Annotated in this window: 21 protein-coding genes; 14 read left to right on the forward strand and 7 right to left on the reverse strand. The window is 33.0% G+C overall.

All coding sequences use genetic code 11. The annotated features are described in order from the left end of the window. Position 1 precedes the first annotated feature (1 nt). The 6 genes from BUE10_RS16435 (at position 2) to BUE10_RS16460 (ending at position 3592) form a co-directional block, all read left to right on the forward strand. A complete protein-coding gene (locus BUE10_RS16435) occupies positions 2-361 on the forward strand; it encodes a hypothetical protein (protein WP_073486781.1) in 360 nt (119 codons plus the stop codon). 5 nt (positions 362-366) lie between these two features. Then, entirely contained in the window at positions 367-753 is a 387-nt protein-coding gene (locus BUE10_RS16440) for a hypothetical protein (protein ID WP_073486783.1), read from the forward strand. A gap of 69 nt (positions 754-822) precedes the next feature. Continuing rightward, on the forward strand, positions 823-1605 hold the full coding sequence (locus tag BUE10_RS16445; protein ID WP_073486784.1) for a fatty acid desaturase family protein: 783 nt from the start codon (positions 823-825) through the stop codon (positions 1603-1605). A gap of 108 nt (positions 1606-1713) precedes the next feature. Then, positions 1714-2622, forward strand: a complete 909-nt coding sequence (locus BUE10_RS16450) for a TIGR01777 family oxidoreductase (RefSeq protein ID WP_073486786.1) — start codon at positions 1714-1716, stop codon at positions 2620-2622. Positions 2623-2671: 49 nt separating this feature from the next. Further along, positions 2672-3127, forward strand: a complete 456-nt coding sequence (locus BUE10_RS16455) for an SRPBCC family protein (RefSeq protein ID WP_073486787.1) — start codon at positions 2672-2674, stop codon at positions 3125-3127. A 69-nt stretch (positions 3128-3196) separates the two neighbouring features. Continuing rightward, on the forward strand, positions 3197-3592 hold the full coding sequence (locus BUE10_RS16460) for a DUF1090 family protein (protein WP_083598123.1): 396 nt from the start codon (positions 3197-3199) through the stop codon (positions 3590-3592). Between the two features lie 460 nt (positions 3593-4052). Here BUE10_RS16460 and BUE10_RS16465 read toward each other — a convergent pair whose 3' ends face one another. Continuing rightward, positions 4053-4859, reverse strand: a complete 807-nt coding sequence (locus BUE10_RS16465; RefSeq protein WP_073486789.1) for a UbiA prenyltransferase family protein — start codon at positions 4857-4859, stop codon at positions 4053-4055. 211 nt (positions 4860-5070) lie between these two features. Here BUE10_RS16465 and gcvP point away from each other — a divergent pair, with 211 nt between their 5' ends. From gcvP to BUE10_RS16495, 6 genes are all read left to right on the forward strand, one after another. Then, positions 5071-7920, forward strand: coding sequence for an aminomethyl-transferring glycine dehydrogenase (gene gcvP, locus BUE10_RS16470; protein WP_073486791.1), 2850 nt, complete (start codon positions 5071-5073; stop codon positions 7918-7920). Positions 7921-8238: 318 nt separating this feature from the next. Beyond that, entirely contained in the window at positions 8239-9297 is a 1059-nt protein-coding gene (locus BUE10_RS16475; RefSeq protein ID WP_073486793.1) for a 3-oxoacyl-ACP synthase III family protein, read from the forward strand. A 141-nt stretch (positions 9298-9438) separates the two neighbouring features. Then, positions 9439-9966 carry a methyltransferase gene (locus BUE10_RS16480; RefSeq protein WP_073486795.1) on the forward strand — a complete coding sequence of 176 codons (528 nt, stop codon included), beginning with the start codon at positions 9439-9441 and terminating at the stop codon, positions 9964-9966. 88 nt (positions 9967-10054) lie between these two features. Beyond that, positions 10055-10903: a glycosyltransferase family 2 protein gene (locus BUE10_RS16485; protein WP_073486797.1), complete on the forward strand. Its 849-nt coding sequence runs from the start codon at positions 10055-10057 to the stop codon at positions 10901-10903. Between the two features lie 81 nt (positions 10904-10984). Then, complete coding sequence (locus BUE10_RS16490; protein ID WP_026727919.1) at positions 10985-11731, forward strand: MlaE family ABC transporter permease; 747 nt, start codon at positions 10985-10987, stop codon at positions 11729-11731. Then, entirely contained in the window at positions 11731-12492 is a 762-nt protein-coding gene (locus BUE10_RS16495) for an ABC transporter ATP-binding protein (RefSeq protein ID WP_035650552.1), read from the forward strand. Before BUE10_RS16490 ends, BUE10_RS16495 begins: the two co-directional genes overlap by 1 nt. Positions 12493-12593: 101 nt before the next feature. Here BUE10_RS16495 and BUE10_RS16500 read toward each other — a convergent pair whose 3' ends face one another. The 6 genes from BUE10_RS16500 to BUE10_RS16535 form a co-directional block, all read right to left on the reverse strand. Beyond that, positions 12594-13199, reverse strand: coding sequence for a SprT-like domain-containing protein (locus tag BUE10_RS16500; protein ID WP_073486799.1), 606 nt, complete (start codon positions 13197-13199; stop codon positions 12594-12596). Positions 13200-13243: 44 nt separating this feature from the next. Next, the gene (locus tag BUE10_RS16505) at positions 13244-13768 is read right to left on the reverse strand and encodes a hypothetical protein (protein ID WP_073486801.1); all 525 of its coding nucleotides are present in this window, start codon (positions 13766-13768) and stop codon (positions 13244-13246) included. Positions 13769-13788: 20 nt separating this feature from the next. Further along, a complete protein-coding gene (locus tag BUE10_RS16510; protein ID WP_073486803.1) occupies positions 13789-14466 on the reverse strand; it encodes an SDR family NAD(P)-dependent oxidoreductase in 678 nt (225 codons plus the stop codon). Positions 14467-14501: 35 nt separating this feature from the next. Further along, positions 14502-15473: a M20/M25/M40 family metallo-hydrolase gene (locus BUE10_RS16515; RefSeq protein WP_073486804.1), complete on the reverse strand. Its 972-nt coding sequence runs from the start codon at positions 15471-15473 to the stop codon at positions 14502-14504. An 885-nt stretch (positions 15474-16358) separates the two neighbouring features. Next, positions 16359-16472: an acyl-CoA dehydrogenase family protein gene (locus BUE10_RS16530; protein ID WP_410503645.1), complete on the reverse strand. Its 114-nt coding sequence runs from the start codon at positions 16470-16472 to the stop codon at positions 16359-16361. 212 nt (positions 16473-16684) lie between these two features. Then, the gene (locus tag BUE10_RS16535; protein ID WP_053470769.1) at positions 16685-17827 is read right to left on the reverse strand and encodes an acyl-CoA dehydrogenase; all 1143 of its coding nucleotides are present in this window, start codon (positions 17825-17827) and stop codon (positions 16685-16687) included. A gap of 479 nt (positions 17828-18306) precedes the next feature. On the opposite strand from BUE10_RS16535, the gene BUE10_RS16545 reads away from it, so the two are divergent. After that, complete coding sequence (locus tag BUE10_RS16545) at positions 18307-18882, forward strand: chalcone isomerase family protein (protein WP_073486811.1); 576 nt, start codon at positions 18307-18309, stop codon at positions 18880-18882. A gap of 142 nt (positions 18883-19024) precedes the next feature. Next, positions 19025-20251 carry a Glu/Leu/Phe/Val dehydrogenase dimerization domain-containing protein gene (locus tag BUE10_RS16550; protein ID WP_073486813.1) on the forward strand — a complete coding sequence of 409 codons (1227 nt, stop codon included), beginning with the start codon at positions 19025-19027 and terminating at the stop codon, positions 20249-20251. Positions 20252-20691 lie beyond the last annotated feature (440 nt).

The following is a 20691-nucleotide window of genomic DNA, read 5'->3' on the forward strand; positions in this document are numbered from 1 at the left end:
TATGAATTTCAACATCATTGGATATTTAATATATCTCAGCATTACGACTTTCATTATTCTAAAAGTTGGAAAAATCTGTTACAAAAATGGAAATATTTATGTGGCAGATCTAATTCCAAATCATGCTGACCTCTGCCAAAAAATAAATCAGGTTTTGCTTTTAGCTTATTATCTTTTAAATATTGGTTATTGTGCCATGACTTTAATCTCCTGGCAGAAAATTATTTCATCAACACAATTGATTGAAACGATCTGTATAAAAACGGCTGTCATAATTTTTATTATTTCAATCCTGCATTACCTCAACATTTTAATTATAACTAAATACATTCAAAAACTAATTCATAACAACAAAAACTAAATATTATGGAAACTACAAAAATCTTAATCGGTTACAGTATTTATTTACCAGTCGCTTTATTTCTAACTTATTACGTTTCTAAAACGCTTTTTAAAAACGGAAAAATCTTTATGCTTGACATCTTTAAAGGCAGAGAAGAAATTGCAGAAGCAACCAACAAACTTTTTGAAACCGGATTTTATCTTTTAAATATTGGTTTTGCCTTAATGATCTTAGAATTGCAATTAAGCAACGATACATATCAGGAATTAATTGAAAATTTAAGTTATAAAATTGGTGGGTTTTCTATTTATCTTGGTATCATGTTATTCTTCAACTTGTATTTCTTTTTTAGAGGAAAACGAAAAGCCAAAGAAGTACAAAGAGAAGAAAGATTGGTCTTTAAAGCATAACCATTCCTAAACAAACCTGACAGGTTTTAAAAACCTGTCGGGTTTAAAGAAAACCTTAAATCATAAAAAATGACACATCAGGAAATACTCAAAAAAGTGCAATGGAAAGATTTGAAAACTCTTAGCTTTAAAGAAATGCTAATTGAAAACAACTTGACAATTCCGTGGTTTCTAGTTTCTATGACACTTGCTTACTTCGGATATTATTTATTAGCGATTCCGTTTTCAGCTTTTTTCTTTCTAGCCGGATTAAGACAAGTACATAATGGTTTTCATAATTCATTAGGAACAAATAAATTCTTGACTTGGTTTACACTTTATTCAAACAGTATTTTATTGATGGTTTCAATTCATGCTGTTAAATTCAATCATATACGACATCATAAATATTGTTTGTCTGAGGAAGATTACGAAGGAAAATCAGCAAAAATGACTTGGTACGGAGCTATTCTTTATGGGCCAGTTCATATGTTTTTGATTCATAAAGTGACTTTGCAGAAAGGGAATAGAAATTATGTCAAAAATGTAATCTTAGAACTTTTTTCAATTGCTGTAGTAACCTTTATAATTTTCTATTTTCAAATTCATTTTCTGATCTATCATTTCATTATGATGGTCTTCGCCGAATTTTTAATGGCTTTTTTTGCGGTCTGGACGGTGCATCATGATACAGAAGATTCTCCTGAATTTGCCAGAACACAACGAGAAGGTTGGAAAAACAAAATTACGTTCAGCATGTTTTATCATTTAGAACATCATTTATTTCCGGCTGTTCCAACAATTAAATTACCCGAACTGGCAAGACGAATTGATAATGTATTTCCTGATATTGAAAAAAAGAACACTTTTTAATTGTAAAATATTAGGTTGCCACGAATTACACTAATTTCCACGAATTAATATTCCGCAAAAATACTTCCAAAAAAATTCGTGTAATTCGTGGCAAAAAATCTACCCTCAATGAAAAAACTCATAATCGCAGCCGGAACAGGTTTTCTAGGACAAGTTTTAGTCAATCATATCAAAGATAAATTCGAAGAAATTGTAATTCTGACCCGAGGAAAATCGCAGACAACTAACGGAATTAAATATGCAAACTGGAATGCCAGAACTTTTTCAGGCTGGGAAAAGGAATTGGAAAATGCTTCGGTTTTAATTAATCTCGCCGGAAAATCTGTTGATTGTCGTTATACCAAAGAGAATAAAAAAGAAATTCTTTGGTCTAGAATTGAAAGCACCAAGATTTTAAATAAAGCTGTTTTGAATTGCAAAAATCCGCCGAAGCATTGGCTTAATTCATCAACGGCAACTATTTATCGTTTTTCTTTAGACAAACAAATGGATGAAGTCGACGGTGAAATCGGAAATGATTTTTCTATAAATGTGGCACTTTCCTGGGAAAAAGCATTTTTTAAAACCGAAACTCCAAATACGTTAAAAACAGCTTTGCGAACTTCTATAGTTTTAGGAAAAAATGGAGGCGCCTTAATTCCGTTGAAAACTTTGGCTAAAATTGGTTTTGGAGGAAAACAAGGAAAGGGAAATCAGTTTGTAAGCTGGATTCATGAGGAAGATTTTGCGAATGCGGTTGATCTTGTTATTGAAAAAGAAATTACAGGCGTTATCAATATTGTTTCTCCAGAACCAATTCGAAATATCGATTTTATACAGAAACTTAGAAAAGAAGTTGGTTTTCCTTTTGGAATTCCGCTTAACAAATTCTTTCTTGAAATTGGAGCATTTTTTATTCGAACAGAACCTGAATTGGTTTTGAAAAGTAGAAATGTGATTCCGAAAAGGCTTTTGGAAAATGGGTTTCAATTTAAGTTTGGAGATATTGATAATGCTTTTAAAAATTTATTACGCTAAACAACTTTGTCAAAGTTATAAACTTTGACAAAGTTAAACCTAACAAATAATGACAACAATACACCTAACAACAAAAATAAAAGCCTCAAAACAAATCGTTTTTGATGCATCACGAAATATCGATATTCACCAGCAATCTGCCAGTCCTACAAAAGAAAAAGCAATCGCCGGCGTAACTTCTGGTTTAATAAATTTAAATGAAACGGTAACTTGGCGAGGTAAGCACTTCGGGGTTTATCTCACGCACAAAACCCGAATTCCTATAATGGATTTTTATGATTATTTTGTAGATGAAATGGAAGAAGGAAAATTCAAATCTTTCAGACATGAACATATTTTTGAGGAACAAAATGGCGTAACGATCATGAAAGATGTATTACAGTACGAAACTCCGTTTGGGATATTTGGAGAACTTTTCGATATTTTATTTTTAGAAAAGCATCTTACTAATTTTCTTTTGGAAAGAAATAAGGTTTTGAAAGAAGTTTCAGAAAAACTTTTTTAAGACAATTTTCTTACTTTTCTAAGTAATCCACTTCTGAATGATTCAGAAAAATTAATCAAAAACATACTTATGAAATTAAAAACGATATTAACTGTACTTCTTTTTTCTATTTCTTTTATTGGTTTTTCGCAGAACAATTGCAAAAACCTAAAAGATTGTGAACGAAAATTATGTGAGTTAAATACAAAATTAGCTGCCGCGAAAAAAGCCGGAAATCAAAACCAGATTAAAGGAGTTGAAGATGCTATCGCACAGACCAAGAAAAACTGTACTACAAAAACAGTCAATAAAGATCTTGATAAAAAGGTAAAAGAGAAACAGCAAAAAGTAAATGAAAGAACTGCCGATTTGAATGAAGCTATTAAAGACAAAGAAAGCAAAGAAAAAATCGACAAAAAAAGAAAAAAACTTGATGAGGCTAAAGCTGATTTGAATAAAGCTTTGGCTGAACAAAAAGCGAAATAAATTACTGGGCATTTATTTCACGCAAATTTCGCAGATTAAAAAGATATTTTCAATTGCCTCCAGCTTTAGCTGGAGGTTAATAGGATTAAATATTCCTGGCTTTAGCCAAACTTTATCTTTTGGCTAAAGCCTTCTTGGGAGACTCATTTTTTACCTCCAGCTAAAGCTGGAGGCAATTAAAAACAAATTTATTTTTCAAACTCTACAATTCAAACATAGCCCGCGGTTTCAACCGCGGGAAACGTTATGTATACAAAACGTCCCAATGGTTGAAACCATTGGCTATGTTACTAATATTTTATATTATCTCAATATATTTTGAAAATGAATTTTCTCGTTTTACGGTTTGCGTGAGGGATTGAGGCGGTATCCTTTTATGAAGCGAAGCGGAATAAAAGATATAGCCGAAAGCCCGACCCGAAGGGACACGCACAAATTATTTAGAAACTTTGACTTCTTTTTACAAAAACGCAATCATCAGCCACCAAAATATCGGCACACTTTCGACCCAAAAAGAAGTATAATATCGAGAGCGATTTGTATTAGCAAAAAAGATAAAAAGCATTAAAGTCACAACCATTATCAGGTTGATAATAAGGTCGTGAAGCGTAAAAGATAAAATTCCTAAAACCCAAAACGGAACTAAAAGTGAGAATCCTAAAATCTTAGTTCGTTTTACACCAATGGTCTGCGGAACGGTTTGCAAATGTGGATCATCATTTGCTAAATCTATTATTTCAAAAACCAAAATCAGGACAAAAACCAATACAAAACGCTGAATACATTTTATAAAAAAGTTGGCTGTAAAAGGGATTTCAGCATTTATATAGGGTAAAACCAAAGTGGCTCCCACCCAGCAAAGTGCTACGATATAAATTTTTACTCCTGCCCAGTTTCGGGCATTTTTTCTGTTTGGAAAAAACGGTAAAGTATAAAGTGCCGTTATGGCAAAAATTACTACGGAAACAATTTGAGTAATTCGCTTTAAATGAAAAAAATAATAGCCGACTAAAATGACCGAAATGAAACTTAAAACAGCGATAATTTTTAATTGAATGCCAACCGGTTTTCTTTTCACGCGAACCAAAGCATCATATTTTACAAAATTATATCCTACAATTGTTCCAAAAAAAACAAACAATGCCATAGGTTCATCATACTGAATATGAAAGAAATGAAAAGTAATACGAACCAAAGCATAACACGATAAAGCCACGTGAATACTGCTATTTAAATAAAAATCTAATATTTGTTTTAGAAGTTTCATACCTCAAATCTAATCAATTGGTAACAAATCAACTCTTTAGTTATAAATTTGATAAAAATTGAAGTTAAAAATACCCATTAAATTATTAATAATACTTAATTTTGCGCCACAAAAAAACAACACATTTACTATAAATTGTAATAAACCTTGTAAAATCGTATAGAAACACTCGGCAAATTACTTTTGATCTTTAAAAAATAGACTGCTACAGATGAAAACAGATGCTTTTGCTTTAAGACACATTGGCCCAAGAGAAACAGATCTTCAACACATGTTACAAACCATTGGTGTTGACTCGATCGAACAACTTGTTTATGAAACCCTTCCGGACGATATTCGTTTAAAAGCGCCTTTGAATTTGGATCCTGCAATGACGGAGTACGAATTTGCAAATCATATTCAGGAATTAGGAAAGAAAAATAAAGTATTCAAATCATATATTGGTTTGGGTTATCATCCAACTATCGTTCCTGCGCCAATTCAGAGAAATATTTTCGAAAATCCAGGATGGTATACAGCTTACACACCTTATCAGGCAGAAATTGCTCAAGGTCGTCTTGAAGCAATTTTAAATTTCCAGACTACTGTTATCGAGTTAACAGGAATGGAAATTGCAAATGCATCTTTACTTGATGAAGGAACTGCTGCTGCAGAAGCTATGGCGTTATTATTTGACGTTCGTACTCGTGATCAAAAGAAAAACAATACACATAAATTCTTCGTTTCTGAAGAAATTTTACCACAAACTTTATCGGTACTGCAAACACGTTCAACTCCAATTGGAATTGAATTAGTTGTTGGAAACCATGAAACTTTTGATTTTTCAACTGAGTTTTTTGGAGCTATTTTACAGTATCCAGGAAAATATGGTCAGGTAAACGATTACAGCGCTTTTGTTGCTAAAGCAAAAGAAAATGAAATAAAAGTTGCCTTTGCTGCTGATATTTTATCATTAGCTGTCTTAACTTCTCCAGGAGAAATGGGAGCAGCAGTAGTTGTTGGAACTTCACAACGTTTTGGTGTGCCAATGGGTTATGGTGGTCCTCATGCTGCGTTTTTTGCAACTAAAGACGAATACAAGCGATCTATGCCAGGCCGTATCATTGGAGTTTCTATCGATACAAATGGAAACCGCGCTTTACGTATGGCATTAGGAACTCGTGAGCAGCACATTAAACGTGAAAAAGCTACTTCAAATATTTGTACAGCTCAGGTTTTATTGGCTGTTATGGCCGGAATGTATGCGGTTTACCACGGACCAAAAGGATTACGATATATTGCTAACAAAGTTCACGCATCGGCGGTTACTGCTTCTGAAGCTTTAAATAAATTAGGAGTTTTCCAAACTAACACAGCTTTCTTTGACACTATTTCGGTAAAAGCAGACACTCAAAAAGTAAAAGCTATTGCTGAGAAAAACGAAGTAAACTTCTTCTATGTTGATGCCGATACAATTTCTATTTCGTTAAACGAAACAACTTCAATTGCCGACATTAACCAAATTATTGCCATTTTTGCTGAAGCTTTAGGAAAAGAAACTTTTACTGTTTCTGAATTAGCAACTGCTAGTCAATTACCTGCTTCATTAGAAAGAACGTCGCCTTTCTTAACACATGATGTATTCAACAACCATCATTCAGAAAGTCAGTTAATGCGTTATATCAAAAAGTTAGAGCGTAAAGATTTATCGTTGAATCACTCAATGATTTCATTAGGTTCTTGTACGATGAAATTAAACGCAGCTTCAGAAATGTTACCTTTATCAATGCCAAACTGGAACAGCATTCACCCGTTTGCACCAGTAGAACAAGCGGAAGGTTATATCACAATGCTTAAAAAATTAGAGCAGCAATTAAATGTAATTACCGGATTTGCCGGAACAACATTACAGCCTAATTCAGGAGCTCAAGGAGAATATGCAGGTTTAATGGCTATTCGTGCTTACCATATGTCAAGAAACGAAGGTCACCGTAATGTATGTTTAATTCCTTCATCGGCTCACGGAACAAACCCTGCTTCTGCAGCTATGGCCGGAATGAAAATCATCGTTACTAAAACTACTCCGGAAGGAAATATTGATGTAGAAGATTTAAGAGAAAAAGCTATTGAACACAAAGATGATTTATCTTGTTTAATGGTAACGTATCCTTCTACTCACGGAGTTTTTGAATCTTCAATTATTGAAATCACTAAATTAATCCACGATAATGGCGGATTAGTATATATGGATGGTGCAAACATGAACGCACAAGTTGGATTAACAAATCCTGCTACAATTGGTGCTGACGTTTGTCACTTAAACTTACACAAAACATTCGCTATTCCTCACGGCGGCGGTGGACCTGGAGTTGGACCAATTTGTGTGAACGAAAAATTAGTTCCATTTTTACCAACAAACCCAATCTTAAAAGTAGGTGGTGAACAAGCTATTACAGCTATTTCATCTGCACCTTACGGATCTGCTTTAGTATGTTTAATTTCTTACGGTTACATTACAATGATGGGAGCTGAAGGATTAAAAAGTGCTACAGAGCATGCAATTTTGAATGCTAACTATATGAAATCTCGTTTCGAAGGACACTATCCAATTCTTTATACTGGAGAATGTGGAAGAGCAGCTCACGAAATGATTTTAGATTGCCGTTCATTTAAAGAAAACGGAATTGAAGTTGGTGATATCGCAAAACGTTTAATGGATTACGGTTTCCACGCTCCTACGGTTTCTTTCCCGGTAGCAGGAACTTTAATGATTGAACCTACAGAATCTGAAGATTTAGCAGAATTAGATCGTTTTTGTGATGCTCTTATTTCAATTAGAAAAGAAATTGAAGCTGCAACTGCCGATGATAAAAACAATGTATTGAAAAATGCACCTCACACATTGGCAATGTTAACTACAGATTCTTGGAATTTCCCTTATACTAGAGAAAAAGCGGCTTACCCATTAGAGTATATTGCTGAAAATAAATTCTGGCCATCAGTTCGTCGTGTAGATGATGCATACGGTGACAGAAACTTAGTTTGCAGCTGTACTCCTATTGAAGCTTACATGGAAAACTAAGAAATAAGTTTTCTTATTAATATTCAAACCCGACAAGTTTTAAAAACTTGTCGGGTTTTGTTTTTGTTTCAAGTTTCAGGTTTCAAGTCTCAACAAAAACCTGAAACCACAAACCTGAAACAAAAAAAACTTTTAGCACCACTTTGACTTCAATCGTTTGAAATCTCGGAAAAATTAAAAAATCATTAGAAAATAACCATTATATCATTCAAAAAATCGTTATTCCATAATTATATGCATGCATAGTATTTTTTATGATAGTTATCATGTTTTTATTTATACTTTAGCAGGAAATTTATCGGATAATTAAGGGAAAAAATGAAAATAAAAATTATTGGCATTGGGAGTTATATTCCTAGTTTAGAAGTAAAAAACACAGATTTTGACAAGCATATTTTTTTGAATGAAGATGGAACTCCTTTTGGTTACCCGAATGAAGTCGTAATAAAAAAATTCAAAGGTATTACCGGAATCGAAAATCGCCGTTATGCCGAACCTCAATATACAGCATCAGACTTAGCCTTTTTTGCAGCCGAAAAAGCAATTGCAAATGCAAAAATCGATGCCGAAACTTTAGACTACATTATTTTTGCCCACAACTTTGGCGATGTAAAAACCGGAACGCATCAAACTGATATTTTACCAAGTTTAGCGACTCGTGTTAAAAACAAATTAGGCATTAAGAATCCTAAATGTGTGGCTTACGATATTCTTTTTGGATGTCCGGGCTGGATTGAAGGTGTTTTACAAGCAAATGCTTTTATCAAATCCGGAATGGCAAAAAGAGTTATGGTAATTGGTGCAGAAACGCTTTCAAGAGTTGTTGACGATCATGATCGTGATTCGATGATTTATTCTGATGGAGCCGGAGTTTCTATCTTAGAAGCTTCAACCGATGAATCTGGTCTTTTATCTTATGAAAGTGCCACTTATGCTAATGATGAAGCAAATTACCTTTTCTTCGGAAAATCATACAATCCAGATTTAGATCCGGATATTAAATACATCAAAATGTACGGTCGTAAAATCTACGAATTTGCTTTAAGTAACGTTCCATTAGCAATGAAAAGCTGTTTAGATCAAAGCGGAATTGCCATCGACGATGTAAAAAAAATCCTGATTCATCAGGCAAACGAAAAAATGGACGAAGCGATTATCGAACGTTTCTACAAATTATACGACAAAACGGCTCCTAAAGATATTATGCCAATGAGTATTCATGATTTAGGAAACAGCAGTGTTGCAACCGTTCCTACTTTATACGATTTAATCCTTCAGGGAAAAATTGAAAACCATGAAATCAATAAAGGCGACGTTATCATTTTTGCTTCGGTTGGAGCGGGAATGAATATTAATGCTTTTGTTTATCGATACTAGTTTGCAGTCACAGTATTCAGTCGCAGAGATTAGTTCAACACACTGTAAACTGCGACTGAATACTGAAAACTAAAAAAGTCCGCATCTTAATAGTGCGGACTTTTTTAGTATATTTGCGCCTTTGCTGATAAAAAATAAAAAATGTACGAAAAAACATTTCCGAATAAAAGATTCAAACTTACCTTAGAGTTTTTACAAAAGCACGTTAGCACATCAGAAACCATTTTTGATTTTGGCGTTCCAAATCCGTTTTCTAAAATAATGGAAGAAAATGGTTATACTGTAAAAAACACAAAAGGCGAAGATTTAGACAACGATCAAACGGCTTTACAAACAGAAGATTATACTGTTTTTACGGCATTTGAAATTTTCGAACATTTACTAAATCCATACACGATTTTAGAAAATGTAAAATGTGATAAATTGCTAATTTCAATTCCGTTACGTTTATGGTTTTCACCGGCATACCGCTCAAAAACTGATATGTGGGACAGACATTATCACGAATTTGAAGATTGGCAGTTAGACTGGCTTTTAGAAAAAACGGGATGGAAAATAACAGATCGTCTGCAATTTACACATCCGGTAAAAAAGTTTGGATTGAGACCCTTATTAAGATATTTCACTCCGAGATATTATATTGTTGCTGCTGAAAAAGTTAAGAACTAAGATTGCAGATTAACGATTTTTGATTTTTGATTTTTAGATGATTTCCACACAATCTAAAATCTAAAATCTAAAATCTAAAATTCTTAAAATGAAATATTACATCGTCATTCCCGCGCACAACGAGCAAGATTTAATTGGCCTGACTTTACAATCATTGGTTTCTCAAACCGTTTTGCCATCAAAAGTTGTGGTTGTAAATGACAATTCTACTGATAAAACAGAAGAAGTTGTTTTGGAATTTGCAAAGGATAATCCTTTCATTTCTGTTGTAAACAAAACTTCAGATGCGATTCATTTGCCGGGAAGTAAAGTAATTCAGGCTTTTCAAAAAGGCTTTGAAACACTGGATTCTAATTACGATATTATTGTAAAAATAGACGGCGATTTAATTTTTCCTTCTAATTATTTTGAAACTATAATCAAACATTTCGAGTCAGATCCAAAAATTGGAATGGTTGGCGGATTCTGTTATATCGATAAAAACGGCGAATGGGTTTTGGAAAATCTAACCGATAAAGATCACATTCGCGGCGCTTTGAAAGCTTACAGAGCAGCAACTTTTCAGCAAATTGGTGGATTACGCCCTGCAATGGGTTGGGACACTGTTGATGAACTGCTTTGTAAATATTACGATTGGAAAGTTGTCACCGACGAATCTTTACATGTAAAACATTTAAAACCAACAGGTGCAAACTACAACAAAACAGCTCGTTATAAACAAGGCGAAGCTTTTTATACATTAGGATATGGTTTCTGGATTACTGCAATTGCTTCGGCAAAATTGGCAATGATGAAGAAAAAACCATTCTTATTTTTAGATTACATAAAAGGGTTTTGGAAAGCCAAAAAAGCTAAAACTCCTTTATTAGTTACCCCTGAACAGGCTAAATTTATCAGAAAATATCGTTTTGAAAAAATGAAACAAAAGTTAATTTGATTGCTAAAACACTCGAAAAACTGGAACTCATTACCCAAAACTCATAACTTATTTTTACCTTAGCCAATATTTGTAAAACTTATGATGCTAATTCGTTATTTATCCCAAATAGGAAAATATTTTTTAATGCTGAAAGAAATTTTTAATAAACAGACCAAATGGTCTGTTATGAAAAAATTAATTTTCAAAGAAATCGACGATTTAATTATTGACTCACTTGGAATTGTTTGCTTTATCTCTTTTTTCATTGGAGGAGTTGTTGCAATTCAAACAGCGCTAAACTTAACAAACCCTTTAATTCCAAAATATCTAATTGGTTTCGCTACACGTCAATCTGTAGTCTTAGAATTTGCACCTACTTTTATTTCGGTAATTATGGCCGGAAAAATGGGATCTTACATTACTTCCAGTATTGGAACAATGCGCGTTACAGAGCAAATTGATGCTTTAGAAGTTATGGGAGTTAACTCGGTAAATTATCTTGTTTTCCCAAAAATCATAGCTTTATTAATGTATCCATTTGTAATCGGGATAAGTATGTTTTTAGGAATTTTTGGAGGATGGCTAGCGTGTGCTTACGGAGGATTTTCAACAGGAGCCGATTTTATTATGGGAGCTCAGAAAGATTTCATACCCTTTCATATTACTTATGCATTTATCAAAACTTTAATTTTTGCTATGTTATTGGCAACAATTCCATCTTTTCATGGATATTATATGAAAGGTGGCGCATTAGAAGTTGGTAAGGCTAGTACGACATCATTTGTATGGACATCTGTTACTATTATTCTCCTAAATTATATATTAACCCAATTATTATTAGGATAATGATAGAAGTAAAAAACATAGAAAAATCGTTTGGTGACAGCAAAGTTTTAAAAGGCGTTTCAACGGTATTTGAAACTGGAAAAACCAATTTGATTATTGGACAAAGTGGATCTGGAAAAACAGTTTTATTGAAAACGTTATTAGGAATTCACACGCCAGACTCAGGAACAATTGAATTTGACGGAAGAGTTTATTCTGATTTAGACAAAGATGAAAAACGTGAGTTAAGAACTGAAATCGGAATGGTATTTCAGGGAAGTGCCTTATTTGACTCGATGACCGTTGAAGAAAATGTGGCATTCCCGCTAAGAATGTTCACTAACAAAAACAAAGCTCAAATTCAAGAACGTGTTGATTTTGTTTTAGAAAGAGTAAATCTGATAGATGCTCATAAAAAATTACCTTCTGAAATTTCTGGAGGTATGCAGAAACGTGTTGCCATTGCACGTGCTATTGTAAACAATCCGAAGTATTTATTTTGTGATGAACCAAACTCTGGTCTTGATCCAAATACTTCAACTTTGATCGACAACTTAATTCAGGAAATCACTAGAGAATATAACATTACAACCGTTATCAATACACACGATATGAACTCTGTAATGGAAATTGGTGAAAATATCGTTTTTCTAAAAAAAGGCTTGAAAGCATGGCAAGGAAATAAAGAAGAAATATTTAGAACTGACAACAAAGACATTGTGAAGTTTGTTTATTCTTCTAACTTGTTTAAGAAAGTAAGAGAAGCTTATTTGAAAGGTTAATCTTTTTTAAATTCCAATAAAAAAATCCAAATTCCAATTTTATTAAGATTGAATTTGGATTTTTTTTATTGAGATTTCCTGTTTAATTGGAATTTATTTTTTTAGTGATTTCCAGGTAATAGCTCAACCTCAGCATTTGGGTTAAAAAGATATGTTTTTCCTGAACTTATTTCGAGACATTCAAAACGTTTGGTCCTAACGGCTATTTTCTTGAATATTTTTCCGTTTTTGATTCGGAAGACACTTCCGTAGGGAATTTCAAAAACATAGTTCTTATCACTCTCTTTATCGTATTGTTTTAATGCCAAAGATAAAGTGGTGTCTGTATCACTGCTTGCCGAAGGATTTTTAAAATGACGTGCCAATAAAGGCAGCAAATGACTTGGAAATATTTCTGGTCGTATAAATGGAACCATTAAACGTTGAAAAGAATATTTCCACTCATTTCCGTGCGGTTTTATATTTCTTCCAAATTTTTCGAAAGCAACTAGATGGGAAATTTCATGAATGAGCGTAATTAAAAAACGGTACTTATTTAAACTCGCATTAACCGTAATTTCATGTTTACCACTCGGTCCTCTCCTATAATCGCCATGACGCGTCTGACGCTCATTTACGATTTTAAGATGAACTTGATTGGCTACAATCAAATCAAAAACAGGCTTTACAGCATGTTCCGGAATATATTTTGCTAATGTATCGCTCAAGTCAATTATTAATTATTAGTTATTAGTTATGAATTATAAATTTCTTAGTTACTTTTAAATTCAAATGCTTCCATTTTATTTATTATTTCTTCCAAATCTGAATTCCTTAGATTTATAATATTTAGCTTTTTTAAATTTTCATTCATAAACATTATATTCTTTTCAAGTAATCCTGCTGATTCTGATTTGATAAATTCCGTTTGCAAATCTATCATTATATCAATGATTTGAATATCTACTTTTTCAAAAATTTCTCGTCTTAGATTATTAAAAACCCAAACCGTTTTTTCATCATAATCCATTTCAGAAAACACTTTTGTGTAATCTTCTCCTCCATCAAAATTAATATGTAAGGCGATTATCGAATTTTTAATTTCCCTGAATTTTTCCCAAGGCCATCCAAATCCCCACCATCCAAATAAAATAGTTAAAATAGAATATTTAATTCCAGGCAAAATTGTACTTCTTCCATTTGGTATTTCATATACTTTTGAATTAGTGTAAAAAGAAAAAATGAGAATATTTATACTTGTTTTGTATGTTCTATATTTAATATTATTATCACTCATAATTCATAACTCAAAACTAATTACGGATTTGTAGATGAAACTTCGAGTACTTTCCCATTAAAATATTTATTTCCATTTAATGTAAAATCATAAATGTAAGTCGCCATTCCTTCAGCAGAAATTGGGGCTTGATAACCTGGGAAAGCTTCATTCAGCATTTCGGTTTGAACCGAACCCAAAGCTAAAACATTAAAAGAAATACCTCGTTCTTTATATTCTTCTGCTAATAATTCGGTTAAAGTAATTACGGCACCTTTACTTGAGCTGTAAGCCGCTAATCCGGCAAATTTTAAACTTCCTCTTACTCCGCCTATTGAACTTATGGTTACAACGTGACTTCCTTTTTGTAAATAGGGCAGACAAACTCTGGTAAGATTGGCTACAGCAAAAACATTTACTTTATAAATACTTTCAAAATCAGCTTGTGTGGTTTCTGCAAAAGGTTTTAATAACAAAGCCCCAGCGTTATGAACTACTGCATCGACTTTTTTCCATGTCGAAGAAAGAAAATTTTCTACTTCCTGCAAAGCTGTTTCATTGGCTAAATCAATTGACAAGCAGGTTACGTTTTGATGTTCTAAAAGTGTTTTTGGAATTTTTCTCGAAATCGCTAAAACCTGATTTCCGGCATTGGCAAACTGTAATGCTAATTCATATCCAATTCCTCTACTCGTTCCGGTAACAATAATATTTTTCATGCAGCAAAAATAAGCAAAACCAAAATAATGAACTGTTATTTATTCATTGTAATTTCTTCTGTTGGAGTTGTTGCAATTTTAGTTACTGCTGGTAAAAACTCCTGAATAAAAGCCGTCATGTGCGGAATATCCATTACTTTAAATTCATCCGAAACATGGTGATAAAAATCAAAATTTTCAAAATCAAAAGTACTTATCGATTGGCACGGTTTCCCGAAAGCTTCAAAAAACGAATAATTATCAGATCTGTAAAACAATTTATATTCCGCTTCTTTTGGTAAAAACCCAATTGTCTTTTTTCCGGTATATTCATTTATTTTTTCGGCCATGTTCGATTTATCAAAACCTGTTATGTATGCCAAATAATCACGTTTCATAGGAACGCCAATCATTTCGATATTTAATTGAGTATATAAATTGAAGTTCTTTGCTTTCAGTTTCGGAGCCATGCTTTTTGATCCCAAAAGACCTTTTTCTTCTCCGGCAAAAAACACAAAAAGAATACTTCTTTTATTAGAATGGGTTTTACTGAAATATTTTGCCAATTGCGCCACAGCGGTTACGCCCGAAGCATCATCATTGGCACCATTAAAAATTTGGTCAGCTTGTTTCTTTTTTTCAATTCCGATATGATCGTAGTGTGCACTTAAAACAACATATTCGTTTTTAAGAACCGGATCTGTTCCTTCTAAAACCCCAACAATATTAAAAGCCGGAGATTTAAAATTAGTTAACGTATCTCGATAAGAAGCGAAATACGGTTTTACATTATTCTTTTTAAAGAAATCTTCTAAAAAAACTGCCGCTTTTTCTATTCCTTTTGTTCCCGTTTCACGTCCTTCTAGTTCATCCGAAGAAAGGTATTTTAAAAAATCTGAAACTTCAGATTCTTCCACTTTATAAGTGATCTCAGTTGATTCTGGTTTAGATTCTTTTTGACTAACTGTGGATGTGCTAGTTTTACAGGCAATAAAAACAAATGGAAGAAGAAAGTATAGTTTTTTCATAAACGAAAATTTGATGCTCTTTAGATTAAATTTCTAAAGCTGCTGATTTAAAATATTTTTTATACACTTTAAATACCTGAATACTTCCCAGAATTATAAAAAATACTGGAATAAAAACCGGCATTATGTACTTTGAAAAATGATTTGTTTTTTGAAAAAAAGTCTGCAAAATTACAATCAAACTAAACATCCCAAAAAAAACACCAATCAAAGTTCCTGCAATATAATAATATTTTAACTTTCTTTCGATGGTAATGTACTTTCCGTTAAGCAAATATAAATTCCAGCTCGCCCAAAAAGGCAGCTGTAAAAAATTAAGACAATAAAAAAATCAATTATCTTCATTAATTTTTTATTGTTCATGAGTTGTTTAGCAAAAAGCAGCGTAAAATAAATAAATCTCCTTTTTGAATAATGTCCTTTATCGTTTCATTGCCATAATCATCAATGGCAACAATTTTTATATTCCCTTTTTTAAGTAAAAAAATACGAGGCACATCTAAAGAAGAAAAATAAATGATTTCTCCTTTTGATGCTTTTTAAAACCGGTAATAATACACAATTGTTTGATTTGTGAATAACTCAGCGTTCTAAACAATTTATGATCCCGCAAGTACCAATATTTTAACTCTTCGTATATAAAAATTAAATCTTTTGGTGTAAATGTAATTCATTTAACAGTTCTGTGTGGTTATCTTTCTGATAAGTTTTAAGCACGCGGATTATACAGATTCGCTGCAGCGAAGACACAGATTGAGGCGGATTTTTTATTTTCAAAAATAATAGAAATCCGTTTTATCAGCGTTCAAATTATAGTTAGCAGGACAAAAAAAACCTTTTAAAGCCTAAACTTCAAAAGGTTTTTATGAATTATTTTATAGAAGATTATCCAGCGATAACAGATCTTGAAATAACGATTTTTTGAATCTCAGAAGTTCCTTTGTAAATCTGAGTGATTTTTGCATCACGCATAAAACGTTCTACATTTATCTTTCTGATAAGTTTTAAGCACGCGGATTATACAGATTCGCTGCCGCGAAGACATAGATTGAGGCGGATTTTTTATTTTCAAAAATAATAGAAATCCGTTTTATCAGCGTTTTCGCGACAACGAATCCGCCTCATCAGCGTTCAAATTATAGTTAGCAGGACAAAAAAAACCTTTTAAAGCCTAAACTTCAAAAGGTTTTTATGAATTATTTTATAGAAGATTATCCAGCGATAACAGATCTTGAAATAACGATTTTTTGAATCTCCGAAGTTCCTTCGTAAATCTGAGTGATTTTTGCATCACGCATAAAACGTTCAACATGGTATTCTTTTACATAACCATTTCCTCCGTGAATCTGTACCGCTTCAACCGCTGTATCCATTGCAACTTGCGAAGCAAATAGTTTTGCCATTGCACCGCTCACGTCATAATTTTTATGCTGGTCTTTATCCCAAGCCGCTTTCATACATAAATGACGAGCCGCTTCAATATTTACAGCCATATCTGCCAGTTTAAAAGCAATTGCCTGATGGTTGCAGATTTCTGTTCCAAAAGCTTTGCGCTCTTTAGAATATTTTAAAGCCAGTTCATAAGCTCCAGAAGCAATTCCTAATGCCTGAGATGCGATACCAATTCTACCTCCGGCAAGCGTTTTCATAGCAAATTTAAATCCGAAACCGTCTTCACCAATTCTGTTTTCTTTCGGAACTTTTACATCACTAAACATTAAAGAGTGTGTATCAGAACCGCGAATTCCCATTTTTTGTTCTTTTGGACCAACAGAAAAACCTGGCATATCTTTCGTCATGATCAAAGCATTGATTCCTTTATGTTTTAATTCAGGATGCGTTTGAGCAATTACCAAATATACAGAAGCTGTGTTTCCGTTTGTAATCCAGTTTTTTGTTCCATTTACTAGATAATGGTCGCCCATATCAATCGCAGTCGTTTTTTGCGAAGTTGCATCACTTCCTGCTTCTGGCTCACTTAAACAAAAAGCGCCGTGAATTTGACCTGAAGCCAATCCCGGTAAATATTTTTGTTTTTGTTCTTCTGTTCCAAACTCTTGTAATCCCCAGCAAACCAAAGAATTATTTACAGACATTACTACAGAAGCCGAAGCATCAACTTTAGAAATTTCTTCCATTGCAATAACATAAGAGATTGCATCAAGTCCGCTTCCGCCGTATTTTGGATCAACCATCATTCCCATGAACCCAAGTTCACCCATTTTTTTAACCTGTTCGGTTGGAAAAATTTGTTTCTCGTCGCGTTCAATAACTCCGGGTAATAATTCATTTTGAGCAAAATCTCTTGCAGCTTGCTGAATCATTAAATGTTCTTCGGTAAGATTAAAATCCATAGTTTTTATTTTATTGTTTTTCTAAACCAAATTTAGAATTCAGTTTTGTGGTTTTTATTTGTTTTTTTTGAAAAGCCAATTTATGGTCAAAAGGCTTCCAAAGATAATTTTTAAATGCGGATTTTACAATGCATGCATATAATTTTAATGGATCGGCAAGAATAACGATAACGTTTTCGTAATAATTTATCATTTGCTTCAAACAGGCTATAATTTTGCAGCGTTTTTTCTAAAATGTAAGATTAAAAAATGCGATTTAAAAACTTCAAAAAAGTAAAATTTAAGACATTTCCTTCGCAGAAAAGATTAAACAATTCCTAAAGGGCGTAAATCTACGTAAAGTTAGTCTTACTAATTTGATTACTAAAGCGATAGAGTTGAAAAAAATCAAAAAACGCAGAAAAAAAACTTCTAAAAAAAGATGATTATATTGATAAATTAACATTATTTTTGCCTTAAAATTAAATAATTGACAGAGCATGAAAAAGATTTTACTAGTACTTACACTCCTTTTAACTTTACAATTTTCAGCAGTTTCTGCCCAGACTCATTTAGAAGTAAACGGCGTTACTGTTCCTAGAAAAATAGAATATCAAAACAAAACTTTGCAGCTTAACGGCGCTGGCGGCAGATCTAAAATGTGGTTAGAAGTTTATGTGCAAGCCTTGTATTTATCGCAATTAAGCCAGGACCCAAAGTTTATTATTGACAGCGATACCGAAATGGCGATCCGAATTGAAATTACTTCGTCTATGGTTTCTTCAAATAAATTAACCAAAGCAATGAATGTTGGCTTTGAAAAATCTGCAGGAAGTAATCTGGAACAATTACGACCAAGAATCGAACTATTCAAAACATACTTAAGCGATGCTATTACAGAAAAAGATGTATTCGTTTTAGCTTACAATCCGTTGGATCAAACTATTAATGTTTTTAAAAATGAAGTTTTGAAAGGAAAAGTTCAGGGATTTGATTTCAAAAAAGCATTATTCGGAATCTGGCTTTCTGATAAACCAGTTGATGAAACTTTGAAAAAACACTTATTAGGAATATAATCCTTAAAATTTTACATATTCAGAAAGCCGAAAACGGAATAGTTTTCGGCTTTTCTTTTTTGTTTAATAAATTTGATACAAAATACATTATTCGCATTATTCTATTTTATACATTTACACAAAATAAACATATCACAACAAAATGAAAGATTTATTACAACAATTTGAAAATAAAGCACCTGAAATTGTTTTTAACTGGAAAGATTCTGAAACAGAAGCTGAAGGATGGACTGTAATTAATTCGCTGCGCGGAGGAGCTGCCGGCGGAGGAACAAGAATGAGAAAAGGCTTAGACATGAACGAAGTTTTGTCGCTTGCCAAAACAATGGAAGTTAAATTTTCTGTTTCAGGCCCGGCTATTGGCGGCGCTAAATCTGGAATAAATTTTGATCCGAATGATCCTCGCAAAAAAGGAGTTTTACAACGTTGGTACAAAGCGGTTTCTCCATTATTAAAAAGTTACTACGGAACCGGAGGAGATTTAAATGTTGATGAAATTCACGAAGTAATCCCAATGACAGAGGAATGTGGTGTCTGGCATCCGCAGGAAGGTGTTTTCAACGGACATTTTAAACCTACAGAAGCTGATAAAATTAATAGAATTGGCCAATTACGTCAGGGTGTAATTAAGGTTATCGAAAACCCCAAATTCTCACCAGACGTTACAAGAAAATATACTGTTGCTGATATGATTACCGGTTATGGGGTTGCAGAAGCAGTTCGTCATTTTTATGCAACCTACGGCGGAGACATAAAAGGTAAAAAAGCAATTGTACAAGGTTTTGGAAATGTTGGTTCTGCTGCTGCTTTTTATTTAGCAGAAATGGGCGCAAAAGTGATCGGAATTATTGATCGCGATGGCGGATTAATTAAAGAAGATGGTTTTTCTTTTGAAGAGATCAGAACGTTGTTTTTAAATAAAGACGGAAATAAATTGGTTGCCAATAATATGATTCCGTTTGAAGAAATTAATTCTAAAATCTGGACAATTGGCGCTGAAATTTTCACACCTTGTGCGGCTTCAAGACTGGTTACGCAAAACCAAATCGACAGCTTAATTGCAAACGGATTAGAAGTTATTTCTTGTGGCGCGAATGTTCCTTTTGCTGACAAAGAAATTTTCTTCGGATCGATTATGGAAGAAGTAGATCATAAAGTGAGTTTAATACCGGATTTTATTTCAAACTGCGGAATGGCGAGAGTTTTTGCTTATTTCATGGAGAAAAAAGTTCAAATGACAGATGAAGCTATTTTTAATGATACATCTGAAATTATAAAAAATGCAATTGTAAAAGCGCACGCTTTAAATTCATCAAAAACAAATATCAGCGCAACAGCTTTCGAAATTGCATTGAAACAATTAGTGTAATCTATTTTATACTTTATACATAAACGAGCCGAATCTGGCTCGTTTTTTTTTTGCCACAGATTAAAAGGATTATTTGGATTACTTACTTTGTGAATTTTTAGCTCACAGATTTACACAAATCTAAACAGATAACCTTTGTTTCTTTTGCAGTTAAAACAAAATCCAGCTTTGAGAACTTTGCCTTCAATTCACAACAAAGAGTTACACAATCTAAACAGAAAAAACTTTGCGTTCCTTTGCGTAAAACCTTAGCGAACTTTGCGGTTAAAAACAAAACCCAGCTTTGAGAACTTTGCCTCCTATTGAGCCCACAGATTTACACAAATCTAAACAGATAAAACTTTGCGTTCTTTGCGTAAAACCTTAGCGAACTTTGCGGTAAATTTCGCCCAGTAACTTTCGTTCTAAACAATTTTTAGTACTTTTAAACGTTTTTATTT

This window comes from Flavobacterium sp. CF108, from assembly GCF_900129795.1.
Lineage (GTDB): Bacteria > Bacteroidota > Bacteroidia > Flavobacteriales > Flavobacteriaceae > Flavobacterium.

What these genes read in the sequence shown, in the direction of transcription:
- BUE10_RS16485 (WP_073486797.1), top strand. Translation starts at nt 10,055, where the DNA reads ATGAAATATTACATCGTCATTCCCGCGCACAACGAGCAAGATTTAATT.
- BUE10_RS16490 (WP_026727919.1), top strand. Translation starts at nt 10,985, where the DNA reads ATGATGCTAATTCGTTATTTATCCCAAATAGGAAAATATTTTTTAATG.
- BUE10_RS16445 (WP_073486784.1), top strand. Translation starts at nt 823, where the DNA reads ATGACACATCAGGAAATACTCAAAAAAGTGCAATGGAAAGATTTGAAA.
- BUE10_RS16435 (WP_073486781.1), top strand. Translation starts at nt 2, where the DNA reads ATGAATTTCAACATCATTGGATATTTAATATATCTCAGCATTACGACT.
- gcvP (WP_073486791.1), top strand. Translation starts at nt 5,071, where the DNA reads ATGAAAACAGATGCTTTTGCTTTAAGACACATTGGCCCAAGAGAAACA.
- BUE10_RS16495 (WP_035650552.1), top strand. Translation starts at nt 11,731, where the DNA reads ATGATAGAAGTAAAAAACATAGAAAAATCGTTTGGTGACAGCAAAGTT.
- BUE10_RS16440 (WP_073486783.1), top strand. Translation starts at nt 367, where the DNA reads ATGGAAACTACAAAAATCTTAATCGGTTACAGTATTTATTTACCAGTC.
- BUE10_RS16465 (WP_073486789.1), bottom strand. Translation starts at nt 4,859, where the DNA reads ATGAAACTTCTAAAACAAATATTAGATTTTTATTTAAATAGCAGTATT.
- BUE10_RS16450 (WP_073486786.1), top strand. Translation starts at nt 1,714, where the DNA reads ATGAAAAAACTCATAATCGCAGCCGGAACAGGTTTTCTAGGACAAGTT.
- BUE10_RS16510 (WP_073486803.1), bottom strand. Translation starts at nt 14,466, where the DNA reads ATGAAAAATATTATTGTTACCGGAACGAGTAGAGGAATTGGATATGAA.
- BUE10_RS16475 (WP_073486793.1), top strand. Translation starts at nt 8,239, where the DNA reads ATGAAAATAAAAATTATTGGCATTGGGAGTTATATTCCTAGTTTAGAA.
- BUE10_RS16460 (WP_083598123.1), top strand. Translation starts at nt 3,197, where the DNA reads ATGAAATTAAAAACGATATTAACTGTACTTCTTTTTTCTATTTCTTTT.
- BUE10_RS16550 (WP_073486813.1), top strand. Translation starts at nt 19,025, where the DNA reads ATGAAAGATTTATTACAACAATTTGAAAATAAAGCACCTGAAATTGTT.
- BUE10_RS16480 (WP_073486795.1), top strand. Translation starts at nt 9,439, where the DNA reads ATGTACGAAAAAACATTTCCGAATAAAAGATTCAAACTTACCTTAGAG.
- BUE10_RS16535 (WP_053470769.1), bottom strand. Translation starts at nt 17,827, where the DNA reads ATGGATTTTAATCTTACCGAAGAACATTTAATGATTCAGCAAGCTGCA.
- BUE10_RS16545 (WP_073486811.1), top strand. Translation starts at nt 18,307, where the DNA reads ATGAAAAAGATTTTACTAGTACTTACACTCCTTTTAACTTTACAATTT.
- BUE10_RS16505 (WP_073486801.1), bottom strand. Translation starts at nt 13,768, where the DNA reads ATGAGTGATAATAATATTAAATATAGAACATACAAAACAAGTATAAAT.
- BUE10_RS16515 (WP_073486804.1), bottom strand. Translation starts at nt 15,473, where the DNA reads ATGAAAAAACTATACTTTCTTCTTCCATTTGTTTTTATTGCCTGTAAA.
- BUE10_RS16455 (WP_073486787.1), top strand. Translation starts at nt 2,672, where the DNA reads ATGACAACAATACACCTAACAACAAAAATAAAAGCCTCAAAACAAATC.